At 30.3% G+C, this 20,412-nt stretch carries 22 protein-coding genes and 1 other RNA gene; 13 read left to right on the top strand and 10 right to left on the bottom strand.

What is annotated here, in order from left to right:
• Positions 1 to 11: 11 nt before the first annotated feature.
• Positions 12 to 1,316, top strand: a complete 1,305-nt coding sequence (locus IFB02_RS01625; RefSeq protein WP_191072950.1) for a hypothetical protein — start codon at positions 12 to 14, stop codon at positions 1,314 to 1,316.
• A 72-nt stretch (positions 1,317 to 1,388) separates the two neighbouring features.
• Here the strand turns inward: IFB02_RS01625 and ssrA are convergent.
• Positions 1,389 to 1,785, bottom strand: a transfer-messenger RNA (tmRNA) gene (ssrA, locus tag IFB02_RS01620).
• Between the two features lie 299 nt (positions 1,786 to 2,084).
• Between ssrA and IFB02_RS01615 the strand changes: the two genes are divergently transcribed.
• The gene (locus IFB02_RS01615; protein ID WP_106688259.1) at positions 2,085 to 3,290 is read left to right on the top strand and encodes an NAD(P)-dependent oxidoreductase; all 1,206 of its coding nucleotides are present in this window, start codon (positions 2,085 to 2,087) and stop codon (positions 3,288 to 3,290) included.
• Between the two features lie 102 nt (positions 3,291 to 3,392).
• Positions 3,393 to 5,453, top strand: coding sequence for a hypothetical protein (locus IFB02_RS01610; RefSeq protein ID WP_106688260.1), 2,061 nt, complete (start codon positions 3,393 to 3,395; stop codon positions 5,451 to 5,453).
• Between the two features lie 22 nt (positions 5,454 to 5,475).
• Here IFB02_RS01610 and IFB02_RS01605 read toward each other — a convergent pair whose 3' ends face one another.
• From IFB02_RS01605 to IFB02_RS01580, 6 genes are all read right to left on the bottom strand, one after another.
• On the bottom strand, positions 5,476 to 6,141 hold the full coding sequence (locus IFB02_RS01605; RefSeq protein ID WP_106688261.1) for a DUF1361 domain-containing protein: 666 nt from the start codon (positions 6,139 to 6,141) through the stop codon (positions 5,476 to 5,478).
• Positions 6,134 to 6,505 carry a ribosomal maturation YjgA family protein gene (locus tag IFB02_RS01600; RefSeq protein WP_106688262.1) on the bottom strand — a complete coding sequence of 124 codons (372 nt, stop codon included), beginning with the start codon at positions 6,503 to 6,505 and terminating at the stop codon, positions 6,134 to 6,136. Before IFB02_RS01600 ends, IFB02_RS01605 begins: the two co-directional genes overlap by 8 nt.
• The gene (locus IFB02_RS01595; RefSeq protein ID WP_106688263.1) at positions 6,502 to 7,131 is read right to left on the bottom strand and encodes a SanA/YdcF family protein; all 630 of its coding nucleotides are present in this window, start codon (positions 7,129 to 7,131) and stop codon (positions 6,502 to 6,504) included. The genes IFB02_RS01600 and IFB02_RS01595 overlap by 4 nt, the downstream gene beginning before the upstream one ends.
• Positions 7,106 to 7,606, bottom strand: a complete 501-nt coding sequence (locus tag IFB02_RS01590) for a hypothetical protein (RefSeq protein ID WP_106688264.1) — start codon at positions 7,604 to 7,606, stop codon at positions 7,106 to 7,108. Before IFB02_RS01590 ends, IFB02_RS01595 begins: the two co-directional genes overlap by 26 nt.
• A gap of 55 nt (positions 7,607 to 7,661) precedes the next feature.
• Positions 7,662 to 7,955: a winged helix-turn-helix domain-containing protein gene (locus IFB02_RS01585; protein ID WP_106688265.1), complete on the bottom strand. Its 294-nt coding sequence runs from the start codon at positions 7,953 to 7,955 to the stop codon at positions 7,662 to 7,664.
• Between the two features lie 115 nt (positions 7,956 to 8,070).
• Positions 8,071 to 8,676 (bottom strand): hypothetical protein, encoded by a 606-nt coding sequence (locus IFB02_RS01580; protein WP_106688266.1) that lies wholly within the window; start codon positions 8,674 to 8,676, stop codon positions 8,071 to 8,073.
• A 143-nt stretch (positions 8,677 to 8,819) separates the two neighbouring features.
• Between IFB02_RS01580 and IFB02_RS01575 the strand changes: the two genes are divergently transcribed.
• Positions 8,820 to 9,179, top strand: coding sequence for a hypothetical protein (locus IFB02_RS01575; RefSeq protein WP_106688267.1), 360 nt, complete (start codon positions 8,820 to 8,822; stop codon positions 9,177 to 9,179).
• A gap of 1 nt (position 9,180) precedes the next feature.
• Entirely contained in the window at positions 9,181 to 9,528 is a 348-nt protein-coding gene (locus IFB02_RS01570; RefSeq protein WP_106688268.1) for a DUF1801 domain-containing protein, read from the top strand.
• Positions 9,529 to 9,769: 241 nt separating this feature from the next.
• On the opposite strand, the gene kdsA is transcribed toward IFB02_RS01570, so the two are convergent.
• Positions 9,770 to 10,588 carry a 3-deoxy-8-phosphooctulonate synthase gene (gene kdsA, locus IFB02_RS01565; RefSeq protein ID WP_106688270.1) on the bottom strand — a complete coding sequence of 273 codons (819 nt, stop codon included), beginning with the start codon at positions 10,586 to 10,588 and terminating at the stop codon, positions 9,770 to 9,772.
• Positions 10,589 to 10,879: 291 nt separating this feature from the next.
• Between kdsA and typA the strand changes: the two genes are divergently transcribed.
• From typA to IFB02_RS01535, 6 genes are all read left to right on the top strand, one after another.
• Positions 10,880 to 12,679 carry a translational GTPase TypA gene (typA, locus tag IFB02_RS01560; protein ID WP_106688271.1) on the top strand — a complete coding sequence of 600 codons (1,800 nt, stop codon included), beginning with the start codon at positions 10,880 to 10,882 and terminating at the stop codon, positions 12,677 to 12,679.
• Between the two features lie 3 nt (positions 12,680 to 12,682).
• Positions 12,683 to 13,450, top strand: a complete 768-nt coding sequence (locus tag IFB02_RS01555) for a nicotinamide mononucleotide transporter (protein ID WP_106688272.1) — start codon at positions 12,683 to 12,685, stop codon at positions 13,448 to 13,450.
• On the top strand, positions 13,451 to 13,690 hold the full coding sequence (locus IFB02_RS01550) for a uroporphyrinogen decarboxylase (protein WP_106688273.1): 240 nt from the start codon (positions 13,451 to 13,453) through the stop codon (positions 13,688 to 13,690).
• A 127-nt stretch (positions 13,691 to 13,817) separates the two neighbouring features.
• Positions 13,818 to 14,693: a GNAT family N-acetyltransferase gene (locus tag IFB02_RS01545; RefSeq protein WP_223878864.1), complete on the top strand. Its 876-nt coding sequence runs from the start codon at positions 13,818 to 13,820 to the stop codon at positions 14,691 to 14,693.
• Complete coding sequence (locus tag IFB02_RS01540) at positions 14,690 to 15,787, top strand: DegT/DnrJ/EryC1/StrS family aminotransferase (protein WP_106688275.1); 1,098 nt, start codon at positions 14,690 to 14,692, stop codon at positions 15,785 to 15,787. Before IFB02_RS01545 ends, IFB02_RS01540 begins: the two co-directional genes overlap by 4 nt.
• Positions 15,788 to 15,795: 8 nt before the next feature.
• Positions 15,796 to 17,103 (top strand): O-antigen translocase, encoded by a 1,308-nt coding sequence (locus tag IFB02_RS01535; RefSeq protein ID WP_106688276.1) that lies wholly within the window; start codon positions 15,796 to 15,798, stop codon positions 17,101 to 17,103.
• Here the strand turns inward: IFB02_RS01535 and IFB02_RS01530 are convergent.
• On the bottom strand, positions 17,100 to 18,245 hold the full coding sequence (locus tag IFB02_RS01530) for a glycosyltransferase (protein WP_106688277.1): 1,146 nt from the start codon (positions 18,243 to 18,245) through the stop codon (positions 17,100 to 17,102). The two genes, IFB02_RS01535 and IFB02_RS01530, sit on opposite strands and share 4 nt — an antisense overlap.
• Positions 18,246 to 18,283: 38 nt before the next feature.
• Between IFB02_RS01530 and IFB02_RS01525 the strand changes: the two genes are divergently transcribed.
• Together IFB02_RS01525 and IFB02_RS01520 are read left to right on the top strand one after the other, a co-directional pair.
• On the top strand, positions 18,284 to 19,114 hold the full coding sequence (locus tag IFB02_RS01525) for a glycosyltransferase family A protein (RefSeq protein WP_106688278.1): 831 nt from the start codon (positions 18,284 to 18,286) through the stop codon (positions 19,112 to 19,114).
• Between the two features lie 4 nt (positions 19,115 to 19,118).
• Positions 19,119 to 19,532 (top strand): sugar 3,4-ketoisomerase, encoded by a 414-nt coding sequence (locus IFB02_RS01520; RefSeq protein WP_106688279.1) that lies wholly within the window; start codon positions 19,119 to 19,121, stop codon positions 19,530 to 19,532.
• Here IFB02_RS01520 and IFB02_RS01515 read toward each other — a convergent pair.
• Positions 19,525 to 20,412: a glycosyltransferase gene (locus tag IFB02_RS01515; RefSeq protein ID WP_106688280.1), complete on the bottom strand. Its 888-nt coding sequence runs from the start codon at positions 20,410 to 20,412 to the stop codon at positions 19,525 to 19,527. The genes IFB02_RS01520 and IFB02_RS01515 overlap by 8 nt on opposite strands.

The raw sequence follows: 20,412 nt of genomic DNA, 5'->3' as shown, positions 1-20,412 counted from the left end.
AACCAACCAAAATGAAAAAATTAATCTTATTCTTATTACTACCTATTTTTAGTATTGCTCAAGACGGAGAATCTACTACAAAAAAAGAACAAGTATCAAATTATATATCAGATGCAAACTTCAAAACAATTTTTAATTCTCATATGTCTCAAGCTATTGTAGGTGATTCAGATTTAAGTAGTCTAGGATCTTATGTTAGTATAGATGTAGTTAAACCCAAATTATCATTAGCTATTACAAAAAACTGGTTTAGTAAAAATGATTATTTAGTTGGAGCAACCACATTAAAGTTTGATGGAGGTATTAATGAAGGTGTTGCAACTGTATTTAGTGATGAGCAATATAATACAAACATCAACCTAAGATTGGATCAAAGCTTCGTGTTTAATTTTTGGGGTTTATCAAGATTTAAATATAGCATAGAAAACAAAAAACTATTAGACGAGAGTATATTAAAGATAGATAAGGATAAAACTGATAATTCAGAATATTTGAAATTATTAAATAACGAATTAGACAGTTTAGAAAAATCTAAAAAAACGAATACAATAGAATATCATGAAATAAAAGCAAAAGTTAAAGAGTTAGAAAAAAAAGATTATGAAACTTTAAAAAAAGAAAAAGAATTAGAAGCAGAATGGTCATCAGTTAGACTAGTTTGGTTAAATATGTATGCAAAATACGGCACTCAAAAATTGTATACTTATAACCCTACATTACAAATGTCTGACCAGTTAACTAAGCTAACACCAGAAAATCATGAGTTTGGATTAAGTTTGAATTTGTTTTATGATCAAGATAGAGATTTGGATTCATCTTATAAAAATTCTTGGGTGTATTTATTAAATGGTCAGTATGCTTTAAAGTACTCTTATGCAGATACTAATAATTCAAACGCTTTAACCACGGATAAAATTGTGACAGAAAATACAATTGGTAATCAAGCTAATTCAAACAGGTTTATAGAAGAAACAACAAATGCTTATTTATTTTCAACTTATGATACATTTAAAAGACATCAAATAGCTTTTGATTTTAATAAGAAAATATTAGAAAATTTCTATTTTCATGTTTATGGTGATTATAACGAAATAAAAGATTCTGATAATTATAATGGAAACTATAAGAATTTAGGTTTAGGGTTAATTTTTGGCTTAAATAAAAAAGACAAACCAAAAGACAAGACCATTATTAATTTTGAAATATTTACTTATTTTAAAGATTTAGAGGATAAGTTTGAAGATTCAGGAGATGAATTTTATAAAAGAGCAACTATTGGAGTGCGAACTACAATTCCGTTAATTTTAAATATGTAAAAATATTTTTTGTCACCTATTTTGTCACCTATAAAAATAAAACCCTGTAAAATCAATGCTTTACAGGGTTTTCTGTGGAGTCGGAGAGAATCGAACTCTCGTCCAAACAAGTAACCAAATAGCTTTCTACACGTTTAGTCTTTTCTTGTGTTTTCATCAGCAACCTGGTTAAAGACAACCTAGTTACTGCCTATCTTCTTAAAGTTTCGAATTGGCATCAAAGCGCTACCAAATCTATATTGACATTTACGATGCCTCAAAAAGGAACGCCGCCAATCAAGGCTTTCCATAGACATTTAGCTTGCTTACCTTGTAAGCCTAGGCGTAATCTTACTATAATTCAGATTAGGCAGCTAAAGCGTAGTTATTCTCGCCGTTTAAAAGTTGACCTAGCGTTTAACGTGTCTCATAGTCGTTACACGACGTGCTTACCATCTAATTAATCTCGCTGTCAAAACCAGTCGACCCCAAAATTGTTATGGCGTTACCCACTTTTGCTTTTAATGGCAAAAGTGCGTCAGGCTTTCGGTAGTCGCAATCATAGATGTGCTCCAACAATACCTCAATCCTTAACGCGGTCCTAAACCCAAAGTTAGTTTTAAATACCTTTTAAAGTAAAGGACTGCGAATTTACTAAAAATAATGTATCAAAAAATATACCAACACACATTTATAAAAAACTTAAGAAAAAATGACATTATTAGTATAAAAATTTCATTTGCTAAAGCTTAATAATAAAGGTATTTTAGCAGGATTAAAATGTATTACATGAAATTCGCAATAATAAAAGAACGTAAAAATCCACCAGATAGACGCGTTGTATTCTCACCAAAAGATTTAAAAACACTAAAAGATAATTTTCCAGAAGCAAACGTAGTAGTAGAAGCTTCAGATATTAGGGTTTTTCCAGATAAAGACTATTCAGATTTAGGATTTACAGTAACTCAAGATGTCTCAGAAGCAGACGTTATGTTAGGTGTAAAAGAAGTGCCTTTAGAGGCATTAATTCCTAATAAAAAATATTTTTTCTTCAGTCATACTATAAAAAAGCAGCCTTACAACCGTAAGTTGTTAAAAGCCATTTTAGAAAAAAATATCGAGTTATACGATCACGAAACCATCGTTAAAGAAAGCGGTGCAAGACTAATAGGTTTTGGTCGCTACGCAGGATTAGTTGGTGCTTATAATGGATTTAGAGCTTTAGGATTACGTGACGGTTTGTTTGAACTTCCAAAGGTAGAACACTTAAAAGATTTAGATGAGGTAAAAGCAGAGCTTGATAAAATAAAATTACCTAACATAAAGATTGTGCTTTCTGGAACAGGTAAAGTCGCAAAAGGCGCTAAAGAAATTTTAGACCATTTAAAAATTAAAGAAGTAAGTGATGCGTTATACTTAACTACAGATTTTACAGAGCCAGTTTATTGCATGATTGATGTTATGGAATACAACAAACGTAAAGATGGTAAAGTAGGAAGTAGACCAGAATTTTATAAAGATCCAAGCGGTTACGAAAGTAATTTTATGCCTTATGCTAAGGTAACCGATTTTTTTATCGCAGGTCATTTTTATGGTGATGGCGCACCTTATTTATTTACAAGAGAAGATGCAAAACATCCAGATTTTAAAATCAATTTGGTAGCAGATGTGTCTTGTGATATTGATGGACCAGTTGCTAGTACAATAAGACCATCTACTATTGCAGATCCATTTTATGGTTACGATCCAATAACAGAACAAGAAGTGCCATACAATGCAAAAGGAGCAATTACCGTTATGGCTGTAGATAATTTACCATGTGAATTACCAAAAGACGCAAGTGAAGGTTTTGGAGAGATGTTTTTAAAATCGGTGATACCAGCATTTTTTAATGGTGATAAAAACGGTGTTTTAAAACGTGCAAAAATGACAGAAAACGGAAAATTAACCAAAAGATATGCCTATCTACAAGATTACGTAGATGGAAAAGAATAAGGTTAAGGTAGTTTTTTTTAACTAAATTGTTTTAAATTTATAGTAACACGCAACTATTTAGATGTTTAGTCATCTATTAAATGTAATCAATAATTAAAGAATATGAAATTTTCAAAACTACTATATGCTTTTGCATTCCTTCTAATAGTTTTTTCTTGTGAGAAGGATAACAATATTCCTATTAACCAAGAACAGGAAGATGGTTTAACAGATAATCCTTTTTTAGCAAATTTTGGAAATTCTATTTCTGCTAGTTTTATTGGTCAAGTTGTAGATGAAAACAACCAACCAATTGTTGGTGTAAACATCACTTTAGGAAGCGGATTTGCAACTACAGATGTTAATGGTGTTTTTACTGTTAATGAAGCAACTGTTTTTGAAAAGCTAGCCTATATCAAAGCATCTAAGCAAGGCTACATTACAGGATCAAGATCTTTAGTGCCAACCAATGGTATAAACCAAGTAAAAATTATGCTATTAGATGCAACACCAATTGCAACTATAGTTTCTGGTCAAGCCATAACTATAGATTTACCAAATGGTACAAAAGTAGATTTTGAAGGTAGTTTCGAGACAAATTTAGGAGTTCCTTACCAAGGAAATGTAGATGTTGTTTTAAAGCATTTAAATCCTGATGAAGACGATATGAACCTACAAATGCCAGGTATGTTAATAGCACAAGATTTAAATGATCAATTACAAGTGTTAGAAACTTACGGTATGATTGCTGTAGAATTAATTGGAGCTAACGGAGAAGATTTAAACATCGCTTCTGGTACAACAGCAACTATAACTATTCCTGTTCCAACCAATGCAACAAATCCGCCAGCAACAATACCATTATGGTATTTTGATGAGCAATATGGGTATTGGATAGAAGAAGGTGAAGCTACACTAATAGGTAGTGAATATGTTGGAGATGTTTCGCATTTTAGTTTCTGGAATTGTGATGCACCTTTTGAAGTTGTTCAAGCATGCATTACGTTACAAGATAATAACGGAAACCCTTTGCCAAGTTTATATACTCAATTGACGTTACAAACGACTACATGGAATTCAACTTCAGCAGGATATACCAATAGTAACGGAGAAGTTTGTGGTTTAATTGCTGCTAATGAAGCGTTGACTTTAACAGTTCCTAATTATGGTTGTGATGTGTTTACAACTACAATTGGACCATTTTCTGCAGATGATACAGTTACGGTTACAGTAACAAATTCAACAGAACAAATCACAACACTAACAGGAATGTTTAATGATTGTGATGGTAACCCAATTACTAATGGTTATATGCAATTAGTTAATGGTAACAATGCGCAAATTATACCTATTACTGATGGAACCGTAAACGAAAGTATTAGTTATTGTGCTTCCAATAGTGCTTATACGATTAATGTAGTAGATGTAAATTTAGGTCAAGAAACAGATACGTTTACAGGAAATTTTACTACTACAACAGATTTAGGAACAGCTTCAACATGTGTAACATTAGGCGACTTTGATAATGATGGTGTTTATGATCTGGATGAAGATATTAACGGAAACGGAAATTTATTAGATGATGATACAGATTTAGATGGCATACCAAATTATCAAGATGAAGATGACGACGACGATGGTATAAATACTGTAGATGAAGTATATGGAACAAATACTAATCCTATGGATCAAGATAGCGATGGCGATAACATACCTGATTATTTAGATCCGCAAGATGTTGCTGTTTATGGTGCTGAATGGTTTTCTGAAGATTGCGATGGATTAACTTACGACTTAGAACAGTTTAACGATAATTACATAAACTCTGTAATAACGTTTCATGAAACTCAAGCAGATGCAGATTCAGCTGTAAATCCCTTAGTAACTCCTTATGATAATGTAAATAATTTAGATATGTTGATTGTAAGAGTTGAAAATACTATTACAGGTCAAGTTTCTACTAATGGTGTTTTTTATTTATTAGGTCCGCCAACATATATAGATTCTGACAATGATGGTTTATTTGATTGTGAAGAACTAACCGGAATAGATAATGGTCAATCTATAGCTAATCCAAACGGAAACATTACAGATCCGGATAATCCAGATACCGATGGAGATGGTGTTAATGATGGCGATGAAGCTATAAATGGAACCGATCCAAACGATGCTACAGATTTTTAAAACTAATAAAAAAGCTTCCTAATTAGGAAGCTTTTTTATTGCTGTTATTTTTAAATGCATAATAAAATACGCCTAAAAATAATGCAAAAAGACTTGTGAATAACCACGCATTGTAATGCGCTTTAGGTTTGAGAATTATTTCAAAACAACTTTCAAAAATAGATATAGGTTGACTTAAAATTTCCCAAGAATTAAATCTTAAATATCTTCCTAAATACACACCAAAAGCAACTAAAACTATAAGTAAAGGTGTGATGTAGGTTGAGGTTGTTTTGCCAAATTTCTTTTTAAAAACCGTTTCCATAGTCAACATCGATTGATAGAAAAAATACATGCCTGTAACAGCAAAAGCACTTATAGTTAATACATCTAACCAAATACGGTTTGGATGACTGTATTGTAAATGAAACAGATCGGTAATTATATACGGCGCATTAGGTAAAAACAATAACCAAACTATGCTAATTACACTAAAGGCAATAGTATTTAGTTTTTGTTGAAATGATAAATAAGTACTTATGGCAAAAGGGATAAAGGCTAAAAATAAATTCCATACTAAGAACAAATAGTAATAAGTACCAGTCAACTTCATTCTTATCATTAATATAAATAGGCTAAAAACAGATAAGCCTATAAACGTTGAAAAGATTTTGCTTTGGTCAATAAGTAGTTGTTTTATGTTATTCATTGTGTAAAAGTTTTAAGTCGATAAAATAAATGGTAATAACGCCTAAAATGTAAGCCACTAAATCCTGTATGCTAAAGTTGGTTCCAAATACAACTCTTAAAAGTTTAAATTGATTGAGATTTAAATTATTTAGAAGCTGAAAATATTGCGCAAATTCAATACAAAATGCAATTATTAGAGTAATAATTGCAATTTTTAAAGAAGACATTCTACTGAATGTTTTAAAAAATGAAAACACCAAAATAGTCGCCAAAAAATCACCAAAAGTGTGTCTGATAAAACCGCTTTTTAAGAATAGAGCGATACTAATTTCAGTTATTAGAATACAGATAAAAATGATGAGGTAGGTTTTGTTTATTTTCATGAGATTTCAACTTTTGGACCTAGATATTTTGGTTGTTTATTTATTATAACATCTATTACCGCTTTAGTTCTGGCAAAATATTCTCTTATTTTGGTTTTAAAACCGTAACGATTAGACACGTCTTTTGCGTTAAATGCAGTTGCATTAAGGTTAAAATTTTCAGCTAAATAAATAGCGCGTTCATTATGAAATTTTTGAGAAATAATAGTCACGTTTTCTAACCCAAAAATTTTCTTTGCTCGAACAACAGAATCTAAAGTTCTAAATCCTGCATAATCCAAATAGATATCGGTTTCTGGTATGCCAAGTTGCATTAAGTCCGACTTAAAAGAAGAAGGTTCGTCGTAATCCTTTCTGCTATTGTCACCGCTAATTAAAATTTTATCAATCTTATTGTTTTTCCATAGTAAATAGGCGGCTTCTAATCTGTATTTATAATATAAATTCACATAACCATTAGATGTTATTTTTCCAGCACCTAAAACTAGTCCAACCTTGTTTGTTGGTAAATTTTCAATGTTATCAAAGGTTTTGTTTTTTGCTTTATAACTTATTAGAAAATTACAAAGTATAACCGCTAATAATAAAATACATCCAAGTTTAAATAGTTGTTTTAAGCGTTTCATTTTTTAGTTGATTTTTGTTGAAAATTGATGTTTTTAAATTTTGAAAATCTGTTTTTAGTAAGCCTTTAAAATCTAAATCATAAAACCTGTTTAAGTTTTTTCCTAAGTGATAAGATTTTAAATAATAACGGTAATATTCTGGTAAGATTATTGTGCCTAAACACACAACTCCAAACAGGTATAAGCTTCTTTTACCATTACCAAAACATAGATATTGCAAAGCAATTTCATCTTCTTCTTTACTTGTGTAGCCTGTAATTACATGGTATGCGTCATGCCTTTCTGCTTTAGGTATTAAATCAAAACCATTTTGGTCTAAAAACACGCCAAGCTTGTAACCAAAACTTGTCTTAGTGTATTTTAAAAGATCTACTTTTGTTAAGTTCCAAGGTGTATTTTTCTTGAAATACTTGGTGTATATCCCTTGTGTGATTTCAAAAAGAAAGGCGACTAGATTTTTCCGATATCTTCTCATATGTTATATATTAAAGTACTTTGAATTTCAAAGTAAATTCATAAAAATTTTTGATTTATGTGTTTTTAATTAATTTTTCTAAAGCTTCAATGTGTTTTTTAAACTCAGCTTGTCCCAATTTTGTAGCGCTATAACGCGTGTTAGGTTTTCGGTTTATAAATTGTTTTTCAATTTTAATATACTCTGCTTTTTCTAATGCTTTGGTGTGACTAGCAAGATTACCATCTGTAGCGCCTAAAAGTTCTTTTAGCGTATTAAAATCGGCATACTCGTTAACCATTAATACAGACATAATGCCAAGTCTAATACGGTGATCAAATAGTTTATTTATGTTATTAATTATACTCATTTAACTTCCTGCAAAAGGCGAATTAAAAATGCCTACAGCTAATTCTGCCCAAATTAAAAACAACAAAAATACTATAATAGCAACGATTATATATTTCTTTTTTAAAGCTTTCATTTTAGCGATCATATTTAAAGTGCATCATCGAACCATAAATAATATGCATAAATCCAAAACCAATCACCCAAAACCAGAATCCGTAGCTAGGCATTAAAGCACAAATTAAGCCTAAAATAATTTGGGTAAACCCTAAATATCTAATATCGCCAATGCTATATTTTGATGCGTTTATTAAAGCCAATCCATAAAAAATAAGCATTAGAGCAGCAGTATGCCCATAGCGTTCCTGATTTAAAATGATTAAAATATAAAGTCCGCCAACAATTAATGGAATTAAAAAATTTATGACTAATCGCTTAGAGGAATTATCCCAAATTTTCTCGCCGTTTTTCTTTGCTTTTTTAGTAGTTAGAAAAATGCCAGTTCCTATGCTTAAAACAGCAACCATAATTAAAATAGCTGCACAAATTTTAAAGACATTTCCATCTAAAATTAAATAACCTCTAACCGAATTTGCTACTATATAATAAGCTATTGCAGCACCAATAAGCGCATATACACCAGCTAAAATACCAGATAAACCGCTTAATGAAATAAAACGAGACGACTTATTCATTAAGTGTTTTATCTCGCTAATGTCTTTTAAATAATCTTTATTACTCATATTTTAAAGTACTTTGAAAAACAAAGTAAAGTTTTTATTTTGAATATAACAAGTTAAAAGATTGCTAAAATTTTAAAAATTGAAATATAGCAAGCATTTCAATTTTTTTATTAAATTTAATTCTAACTAAAAATCAAAAAATTATGCTTGGGTTATTATTAATTATAGCAAATATTACTGGAGGAATTTTGCTTGGTCTGTCAACATTGGATAAATGGGATGGAGAAAGTAACTTTTTTAACAAAATAGCAGGTGTTTTAGCGCCTTTTCAAACCATAATTGGTGGCGCATTAGTTGTAATACCGTTGTTAAGACTTTTTGGAGGTCATTTTAGTCTGTATGGAATTATAAGTATTCTTGGAGGTATTTTACTACTTACGCACGTATTTGGCAAAGCGCCAGCATTTGAAAATTCATTAAGAAAATTATCTGACAAGTTAATGCCTTTTAAAGCGATTATCGGAATTGTTTTATTAGTGATTGGTATTTTAGCCATATTCTAAAATGAATCCTGCCGAACAATATATATTAAATCAGCCCGAACCTTTTCGGGCTATTTTATTGCATTTACAAATTTTAGTAGAACAAACTTTACCTGAAATAGAATTAAAATACAAATATAAAATCCCATTTTACTATTTAAAAGGAAAACCTTTTTGCTACTTCAATGCAAGTCATAAAAAGCAATTTGTAGATGTTGGTTTTGTAAAAGGTCCACAAATTAAAATACACCAAGAACATCAAATTACCGAAAATCGTAAAAAAATGATGTCACTTAGATACACGTCTTTAGATGCTATAAATGATAATATTTTTATAGATGTGTTGAAAGCAGCTAGTGAGTTGTATTGATGATTTTTTACAACACTGAAGCATCATGTACAAATATTGAATAAATTACAGCAGCCAAAGATACAAGTAGAAAAACTAACAATATGATACCAAAAGTAGATAATACTATTTGTACGCCAGCTACAGAATAAGAATCATCAAAAAAGTCTTTTAAAACCTGACGCCTTTTCTCTTTTTTAGGGTAACGTATAAAGAGGATTATATATCCAAATATAGGGTAAAATAACTCTCCCATTAAAACCTAAAAACTCTGCACCAATTTTCTAATCGCAACTAAATTAGTTAGTAAACCTTCTAAATTATCTAAGTGTAACATGTTTGCACCATCGCTTTTTGCGTTAGCTGGATCAAAATGTGTTTCTATAAATAAACCATCTACATTATTTACAACGCCAGCACGCGCAATAGTTTCGATCATATCTGGTCGTCCGCCAGTAACACCAGCACTTTGGTTAGGTTGTTGTAAAGAATGAGTGACATCTAAAACTACTGGTGCATATTGTTTCATTGTAGGGATACCTCTAAAATCTACAATCATATCTTGGTAACCAAACATAGTACCACGATCGGTAATCCAAGCTTTGTCACTACCTGCATCTTTTACTTTTTGTACAGCGTGTTTCATCGCTTCAGGACTCATAAATTGTCCTTTTTTAAGGTTGACTACTTTACCAGTTTTGGCAGCAGCAACAACCAAATCGGTTTGACGTACTAAAAACGCTGGAATTTGTAATACATCTACGTATTGTGCTGCTTTTGCAGCATCGCTAACTTCATGTATATCTGTAATGGTTGGTACATCAAATTTTTCAGACACTTTAGCAAGAATCTCTAATGCATTATCATCGCCTATACCTGTAAAACTATCTATTCTACTACGATTTGCTTTTTTAAAACTTCCTTTAAATACGTAAGGTATATTTAGCTTATCGGTAATGCTAACTACTTTTTCGGCAATACGGTAAGCCATGTCTTCGCCTTCAATAGCGCATGGACCACAAAGTAAAAAGAAGTTATTACTATCTGTATGTTTGATTTTAGGTATATCTTGAAGTGTCATTATTATAGTTTTAGATGTCACAAAGATACTATTAATGACCGAAATAAATAGGCTTTTATTTTTAGTTGAAATAAATAATCTTGGCAAACACATGCGTTAGCGATTGAAGAATTGTTGGAGCACATCTTTGATTGCGACTTCTGAAAGCGCGACACTTTGTAACTTGTTAATAATCTTTGTTTTAGTCAAAAAATAGGCGAAGTTACAAAGGGTAATGCCCAATTAAAAAATAAAGTGTTGAATATATATAATTTATACCTACCTTTGCACGCTTAAAATAAGGCACTATTTATGGCTAAGATTAAAAACATTGCAATTATTGCGCACGTAGACCACGGTAAAACAACGCTGGTTGATAAAATTATGTATCACTGTCAGTTATTTAGAGAAAACGAAAATACTGGTGATTTAATTTTGGATAATAACGATTTAGAGCGTGAACGTGGAATTACGATTACTTCTAAAAACGTATCGGTTACTTATAAAGACACTAAAATTAATATTATTGATACACCAGGTCACGCCGATTTTGGTGGAGAAGTAGAGCGTGTTTTAAACATGGCAGATGGTGTACTTTTATTAGTTGATGCTTTTGAAGGACCAATGCCTCAAACGCGTTTTGTACTTCAAAAAGCTATTGATTTAGGGTTAAAACCTTGCGTAGTTGTAAACAAAGTAGACAAAGAAAACTGTACGCCAGATGAGGTACACGAAAAAGTATTTGACTTAATGTTTGAACTTGGTGCAGAAGAGTGGCAATTAGACTTTCCAACAGTTTATGGTTCTGCAAAGAACAACTGGATGAGTGAAGATTGGAAGCAACAAACAGAAAACATCGAACCATTATTAGATATGGTTATCGAGCATATTCCTGAACCAAAAATTGAAGAAGGAACAACACAAATGTTAATCACGTCTTTAGACTACTCTAGCTTTACTGGTCGTATCGCTATTGGACGTTTAACACGTGGCGACTTAAAAGTTAACCAACAAATTACGTTAGTAAAGCGTGATGGTTCTATGGTAAAAAATAGAATTAAAGAATTACATGTCTTTGAAGGTTTAGGTCGTATAAAAGTAGATCAAGTACAAACTGGAGATATTTGTGCTATTGTTGGTCTTGATGGTTTTGAAATTGGTGATACTGTTGCCGATTTTGAAAATCCTGAAGGATTAAAAACTATCGCAATTGACGAGCCAACAATGAGTATGTTATTTACCATTAACGATTCGCCTTTCTTTGGAAAAGACGGAAAGTTTGTAACGTCAAGACATATTAAAGATCGTTTAACAAAAGAGTTAGAAAAAAACTTAGCCTTACGTGTACAAGAGACTGATAGTGCCGATAAATTTATGGTATTTGGTCGTGGTGTATTACACTTATCGGTTTTAATTGAAACGATGCGTCGTGAAGGTTATGAGTTACAAATTGGTCAGCCACAAGTAATCATTAAAGAAATTGATGGTGTAAAATGTGAGCCAGTAGAAGAAATGACTATCGATTTACCAGAAACAGTATCTGGTAAAGCAGTAGAGCTTGTAACAATGCGTAAAGGTGAAATGATGAGTATGGAAGCTAAAGGAGACCGTATGGTTTGTGAGTTTATCATTCCGTCAAGAGGTATCATCGGTTTACGTAACCAATTATTAACTGCGACTGCAGGTGAAGCTATTATGGCGCACCGTTTTAAAGAATATCAACCAGTAAAAGGTGGTATTCCAGAAAGACAAAACGGATCTTTAGTATCTATGGAAAACGGTCAAGCTATTCCTTATTCTATTGATAAATTACAAGAAAGAGGAAAGTTTTTTATAGATCCAGGAGAAGATATTTACGAAGGTCAAGTAATTGGAGAAAACTCTCGTCAAGATGATATGACTGTAAACGTTACAAAAACTAAAAAGTTAAGTAACGTACGTAGTGCAGGAGCAGACGATAAAGCTAAAATTGTACCTGCAATTAAGTTTTCTTTAGAAGAAGCTTTAGAATACATACAAAAAGATGAGTATGTAGAGGTAACACCAAACCACTTACGATTACGTAAAATTTTATTAAAAGAAGTAGAGCGTAAACGTAATAAAGCTTTGTAAAAAGTGACCGATACTACCATATCAAATCCTTTGCTTAGGCGCATTGTACACTCTAAATATATAGATGTACTTGGAGTAGTTTTGGTAGTTGGAATTACACTTTACAGAAACTTTCATGAAACTATATATTATGAAGGAGGTATCCGTTTTGGGATACCTTTTTCTAGTTTGTGGAGCTATATAGAAAAAGGCGCTTTCCCAATAGGTATTTTATCTATTTTAGGAGCTGTTTTTTCTTTATTAGCTACACGTTTTTTAGTTAGACAAAGTAATGTAGGTAACGTAATTTGGATTTTTACGACTATAAATTCTGGAGTTATAGATTATTTATTTGGCAATCACTCGGCTATAATAACTTATCCATTAACCTTTGGATTAGCGTTATTGTCTACAAAAAAATGGTATGAAGGCGAACGTATTAAAAATGCAGATTTTAGGTATTGGATATTATTTATTGTTGCATTTATAATTTCGTATAGTCTAGTATATTTAGGGTTTTATTGGTTTGGAACAACAATTACCAATCCAATTTTTAAACATACAATTGCAATTATTTTTGGAATTTCTATTATAGGAAACGTTGGTATTGTATTTAAATACAAACAGTCCTTTTTAGTCTGGACATTTTATAATTTTGCGCAAATAGTAAAGAATTTTATTCAAGGTAATTTAGCTAATGTTATCAAATATGTATTTTATTTAAGCAATGCTATTTTAACCTATTTTGATTGGCATCTTAATGGAGATGTAAAAACTTTAAAAGAAAAATAAATGGAATTATTCGGTATAACTTTAACAGAATATATTGGCTATTTAGCTTCACTTTTTGTCCTGTTATCTTTTACGATGAAACACGTAGTAAAACTTAGAATTGTAAACATGATAGGTTGTACATTATTTATAATTTATGGTTTTATGTTACCTACTGTTAGAGTTGGTTTACCTATAATAATAGCTAATGCTGCAATATTTTGTGTTAACTTTTATTATGCGTTTTTAAAGAAAAATTAGTACTTTCAAAGCTGTAAACAGTTACTCTATTTTTTCAGTACTTAAATATTCAGCGTCACATCTTAAACTTTGGAATGACTTTATAAGTCAATCCAAAAATGGCACTTTTCTATTTAATCGTCATTTTATGGATTACCATAAAGACCGATTTGAAGACTATTCTTTAATGGTGTTTAAAGATGAAAAGTTAGTCGCAGTTTTGCCAGCAAATAGAGTAGAAGATAAGCTCTTTTCTCATCAAGGTTTGACTTATGGAGGATTAGTTTTTTCTGAAAAATTAAAGCTAAAAGACGTAACTTTAATTTTAAAAACTATACTTCAGTTTTTAGAAAAATCACAATTGTATACACTTAATATTAAAGCGCTACCAAGTATATATTCCAAGTTTCCAAATGACGAACTAGAGTATTTGCTTTTTATTTTAAAAGCACAATTACAACGCACAGATATTTATAGTGTTATAGATGGTAAAGCAGGTAAGATTTCTATTTCCGAATTAAGAAAAAGAGGCATTAAACGTGCAAAAAACCATTCGCTTTTAGTAAAAGAACAAAATGTTTTTGAAGACTTTTGGAATCATATTTTAATTCCGAATTTAGAAAACACACATCAAGCAAAACCAACGCATAGTTTACAAGAAATAGAATTGTTGCATCAAAACTTTAATGCTAATATTAGACAATTTAATGTTTATAAAGATGAAAGTATTATTGGTGGTACAACTATTTTTGAGACTAATCAAGTAGCACATGCGCAATATATTTCTGCTAATAAAATTGGACAAGAATTAGGCGCTTTAGACGTGTTGTTTGATACTTTAATTAATCATACATTTAAAGATAAATCTTATTTTAGTTTTGGTATTTCTAACGAAAACCAAGGACAGAATATAAACCAAGGATTACTGTATTGGAAAGAAAGTTTTGGAGCAAGAAGTATTGCACAGAATTTTTATAAAATTGATACTAAAAACCATACACTTTTAGATCGCATATTTATATGATAAAGTTTTTAGACTTACATAAAATTAATGCACGTTTTGAAGCCGATTTTAAAACACAATTTAATACGTTTTTAAATAAAGGTTGGTACATTCTTGGTGATGGCGTAACGCAGTTTGAAACCGAATTTGCTAATTATTGCGGTACTAAATATTGCATTGGTACAAGTAACGGTTTAGATGCATTAGAATTGATTTTTAAAGCGTATTTAGAGTTAGGTTTGTTGCAACCAAACGATGAAGTAATTGTTCCTGCAAACACGTATATAGCAAGCATAATTTCAATAATAAATACAGGTTTGACGCCAGTTTTGGTAGAGCCAAATCCTAAAACTTTTAATATTGATGTTGAAACCATAAAAAAACACATTTCAATAAAGACTAAAGCTATTTTAGCGGTGCATTTATATGGTCAATTATGTGATATGAATGGCATAAATGAATTAGCTAAACATAAAAATTTATTAGTTATTGAAGATGCTGCGCAAGCGCATGGAGCAGTAGCAGATTCAAAAAAAGCAGGCAACTTATCTCATGCAGCTGCATTTAGTTTTTATCCGGCTAAAAATTTAGGTGCATTAGGCGATGCTGGTGCAGTTACTACAAATAATAAGGCATTGGCAGATGTGATTTTCAAGCTTAGAAATTATGGTACGTCTACTAAATATAAAAACGAAATTATTGGAAGTAACTGTAGATTGGACGAACTTCAGGCATTGTTTCTTTCAACTAAATTAAAACATTTAGACACAGATAATTTAAGACGTCAAGAGATTGCAAAACGCTACTTAAATGAAATACATAATACTAAAATAAAATTACCGTTTTATGATGGTTCTTTAAATCATGTGTTTCATTTATTTGTAGTTTTAGTTGATAATCGTCAAGCGTTTATCAACCATTTAAAGGCTAATAAAATAGAGTCATCTATACATTATCCTACAGCTCCGCATAAACAAAAAGCGCTTCATCGATTTAATAGTCTAAAATTTCCTTTAACAGAAAAAATTCACGAAACTTGTGTTAGTCTACCTATTAGTCCTGTCATGACTCAAAACGAAGTAGATCAAGTTATTACAACCATTAATAATTACTAAATTACTAGTTGAAAAAAGTACTAAACTATATTAATAATAATGTGTTATTAAAAGTAGCGTCACTTAATTCGGTTTCGGTTATAGTAAAGATTATTGCAGGATTTTTAACCTCAAAATTCATGGCAATTTTTATTGGAGCCGAAGGTATGGCTCTAGTTGGTAACTTACGCAATTTTGTAGGATCTGTACAATCTATTTCTATTTTAGGACTTTACAAAGGTGTTGTAAAATATATAGCGCAGCATAAAAAAGATACGTCTCAATTATCTAAAATATTATCTACCGTTTTTTACTTGGGCTTTATTGCTACAATGTTAGTTAGCTTTATCATTTACTTTAAAGCAGATTACATAAATGATGTGATTTTTAAAGCCTATTATAACTATTCTTATGTATTAAAAATTCTAGCTTTAGCATTACCATTTTATGCTTTAAATATGCTGGCATTTGCAATAATGAATGGATTTTCTAAGTATAAATACTTAATAATATTTAACATTTTTGGACAAATATTAGGCGCAGTAATTACCATACTTTTAATTTGGAAAGACAAGATTGATGGTGCATTGATTGCGGTTGCTATAGCCGAATCTATTTTGTTTTTAATAACCTTAGTTGGCATTATTAATAGGCAAAATTTAACGCCTTTAATAAAGGCAAGTCGTTTTAGTTTAGATGTAGTAAAACGATTAAGCTCTTACTCTGGAATGGCTTTATTTTCGGCAATTATTTTACCATTTATAGCGATTTACATTAGAAGTTATATTATTGATAATGTTGGTGTAGAAGAAGCTGGTTATTGGGAAGCAATGAATAGGATTTCTAAATACTACCTAATGTTTGTAAGTACATTACTTACATTATACATTTTACCTCGGTTTGCAGAAATTGATAACATTAAAGATTTTAGAAAAGAAGTTTTTAATTTTTACAAAACCATAATTCCCATATTTGGACTTGGCTTATTAGCGATATATTTATTACGACATATTATTGTTTTGGTGGTTTTAACTGAAGAATTTACGCCAGTAGAAGATCTGTTTTTATGGCAGCTTTTAGGAGATTTTGTTAAGGTGTTATCTATAGTTATAGCTTATCAGTTTTTAGCCAAACGTATGTTTTGGCATTACATAGTTACCGAAGCATTTTCTGTAATTACACTTTATTATACTAGCCAATATTTAATAGATGAATTTGGTCTTGTAGGAGCAAATATGGCGCATTTTATTACTTACGTTTTATATTACGCCATTATCTTATTAATCTTTTATTCTTCACTATTTGGTATTCTTCCAGAAAAACAAGACGATAATTAATTGTCTTTCCAAGTGGTTAAATAGCGATTAGCAATGGTGATATAATTATGGTGAGTTTTAATAAAATCCTTAGCGTTATTACCAATAGTTTTTATTGTAGTTGGATTGTTTATTAGCCATTCCAACTGTTCTACTAAATAAGAAACATCTGCTAAGGCATTAATAGCAACAGTATTTGATGTAAGATTATAATGTTGCAACCATTCTTGTTCTGCACCTGTAAATACAACTTTACCCTTTGCCATAGCTTCTAAAGCATTGTAACCTTGATCGTAGCTGTAAACTTGGTCTAAAACAATATCTGCTTTATTGTAACTGTTTATATAAGTTTTATAAGGTAGATTTTTGGTTTCAATAATAGTGACTTTTTCTTTGTAGTTTTCTTTTATAATTTTTAAAGCTTCAGTGAAAAAGACAGATCCTTTTTTTATTGAAGAATGCGTATTAATTCCATGAAAAATGGTGATCGTATTGTTGGGTTGTTCAACAGTATTGGTTTCAAAAAGACTTGTGTTTATAGGATTAGGGATTAAACCTAAATATTTAGAATTATTACTAAATGCACGACTATAATCTATATCCGAACAAATCACTCCATTAATAGATCTATATATTAAATCATGTGATTTTTTATAAGCTTCACTAATGTATTTAAGCGAAAATTGAAATCTATTTTTCAAGCTTTTATCTGCTAAATAAGGTGTTAGAACAGAATAGCCATTTTCTGGATTTAAAAAGTAATTTACTGTTGTATAGTCTTCGCCACAACACAATAAAAAGGTTTTAGAATTATGTTTAAAAATAAACTCTAAAAACGTGTAGTTGCTTTTAGGAGCTAAGCCCAAAGGATCTTCGTTAATTAATTGAACAACATCGTAATTTGTAAGTTTATCTTTAAAGGTGTTTAGTCTAAAATTATATTCAATTTGTATAGCGTTAACACCAAAACTTCTAATTAATAAGTTGTTTAATTTTTTTAAAAACCAATTGGATTTTATTTTAGATTTTAAAAGAATATCAGACGGGAATTGCTTCATTCCATCACCAGTACTAATTAAAGTAACATCGTGACCTAAATGTTGTAAGCCTTCTTTTAAAGAGTTGTGTAGTCGGCTATATTCACCAATCAATAATATCTTCATTTAAATTTTTTACATTTGTTTACCAAATATAGCTGTTAATGGGTAATGCCAAAAAAAAAGATGAAAAATTAGAAATACTACTTTCTACTAAAGATCAAACTAATCTAGAGTTTTTAACGCCTATATTTAGTAAAATTTCTACTATAAACTTTACTGTTTTAGTCATTAATCAAACCCAAAAAGGTCAAGAGTTAACATCTAATTTAAATCATGTAAAGATTATTAATACGTACACAAAAGGTTTGTCGGTTAGCCGTAATCTAGCTTTAAAACATGCAACAGGCGATATATGTTTACTAGCAGACGATGATATAAAGTATGTAGATGGTTTTTCAGATATTATTTTAAATGCTTTTAAAAACAATCCAAATTTTGATGTGCTTACGTTTATGATGTCAGATTTTAAAGGTAATTTATCTAAAGTCTACAATATACCAAAGCAGCACAATTACAAAACACTAGTCAAAGCAAATTCTGTAACTATTGCTTTTAAAAGACAACAGATTTTAGATACTAAAGTGACCTTTGATATTAATTTTGGATTAGGTAGCACTTTTGAAATTGCCGAAGAATTTATCTGGCTAAGAAGCCTTTATAAATCCAAATTATTAATTGGGTTTGTACCAAAACTAATAGTGCAACATCCTTTTGAAAGTACAGGAAGATTTGGAGGTAAAGACAAAATAGTTAGAGCTAGAGCAGCATTATTTTATAAATATTCTAAGCAATTTGCACATTTAAAACTAATGAGATATTTATATTTGATGCTTAAAACGCAACAAATACAATTAAAGGACGTTTTAAAAAAATATCGTATTGGTAGCGCTGCAATACAGCAGTATAAAACCATGCTAAATTCTAAACACTAGTTAAATGAAAGATACTACAGTAGACTCTGTAAAACTTATTGATATTCCTAAAATAAAAGATGTAAGAGGAAATTTATCTGTAGTAGAAAAAGATATTATACCATATAATATAAAACGTGTTTACTATTTATACGATGTGCCTAGTGATGCTTATCGTGGCGGACATGCGCATAAAAATTTATATCAGTTTTTAATTCCATTAAGCGGAAGTTTTGATGTTATCCTTAAAGATGGAAAAAACACTAAAACTATAACATTAAACAAGCCTGATAAAGGACTATTAATTGTACCAGGAATTTGGAGAGAATTAGAAAATTTTTCTTCAGGATCTGTTTGTCTTGTGTTAGCTTCTGAAGAATATGATGAAGCAGATTATATTTACGATTTTCAGGATTTTACAACTATGAAATCTATCTAGTTTGTTGTAAAGAAATAAAATACCCTAACTTATAAAACTGAAGTAATTTGGTCTTTGGCGAAGCGCCAACAATTAAACGCTGTAATGTAGGTTCAAATCGTTTAAATAGGAATAAATACAGATGTTCTAATCGGTATTTTTTTACCAATTTATACGCCTTTAATAAACTGTTTTGATGGGTAATTAGCTTATTTTGGCTATTTAAATGATGAAGTAAATTAACAGCTTCTTTTTGTTTATTAAAAAATACAATATTGTCTTCTAAGCCTAAATGGTAAACCTCATTGTTTATATGATGTACATTAACTTTATGTTGCATTAAATGAGTCGCAAAAATTAAATCTGCACCGTAAGACGTAGTTTTAAATTGCTTTGTAATGGATAAGTAAAGCGCTTTTTTTATTAAAAAATTAGCCGAAATGATAATTTTATAAGGCGTTTTATTTCTAATGTCTGCATTAACTTGCTCGTATTTTTTTCCGTATAAATACCTTAAAGACGTTTTGTTTTTAGTGTCTTTTTGGTAGGCAAATCCACCAAAAACAGCTTCGCTATTTGTATTAATATGTTGTAGGTAATTTAAAATAAAGTCGTTACTTTTAGGGAAAACATCGGCATCTAAATACAGTAGCCAATCGTATTTTGCAAGATTAGCTAATTTAAGTCTTGTAAGTAATCGACCAGAATTGTTTGGATTAATAATATGCTGACAATTTGAAAGCTTATTTATCTTCTTATTTAAATTAATAAACGTTGAATTAGATCCATCTTCAAGACAAATAATCTCGAAGTTGATGCGTTCTTTTAAACATTTATTATGTAAATCTAATACCAAGTCATAAATGTTGTAATTGTAGGTTGGTATTAAGATGGAAAGCAT

Origin of the sequence: Mesoflavibacter profundi (genome assembly GCF_014764305.1) — a bacterium.
Classification (GTDB): domain Bacteria; phylum Bacteroidota; class Bacteroidia; order Flavobacteriales; family Flavobacteriaceae; genus Mesoflavibacter; species Mesoflavibacter profundi.
This window is presented reverse-complemented; position numbering and strand designations above follow the sequence as displayed.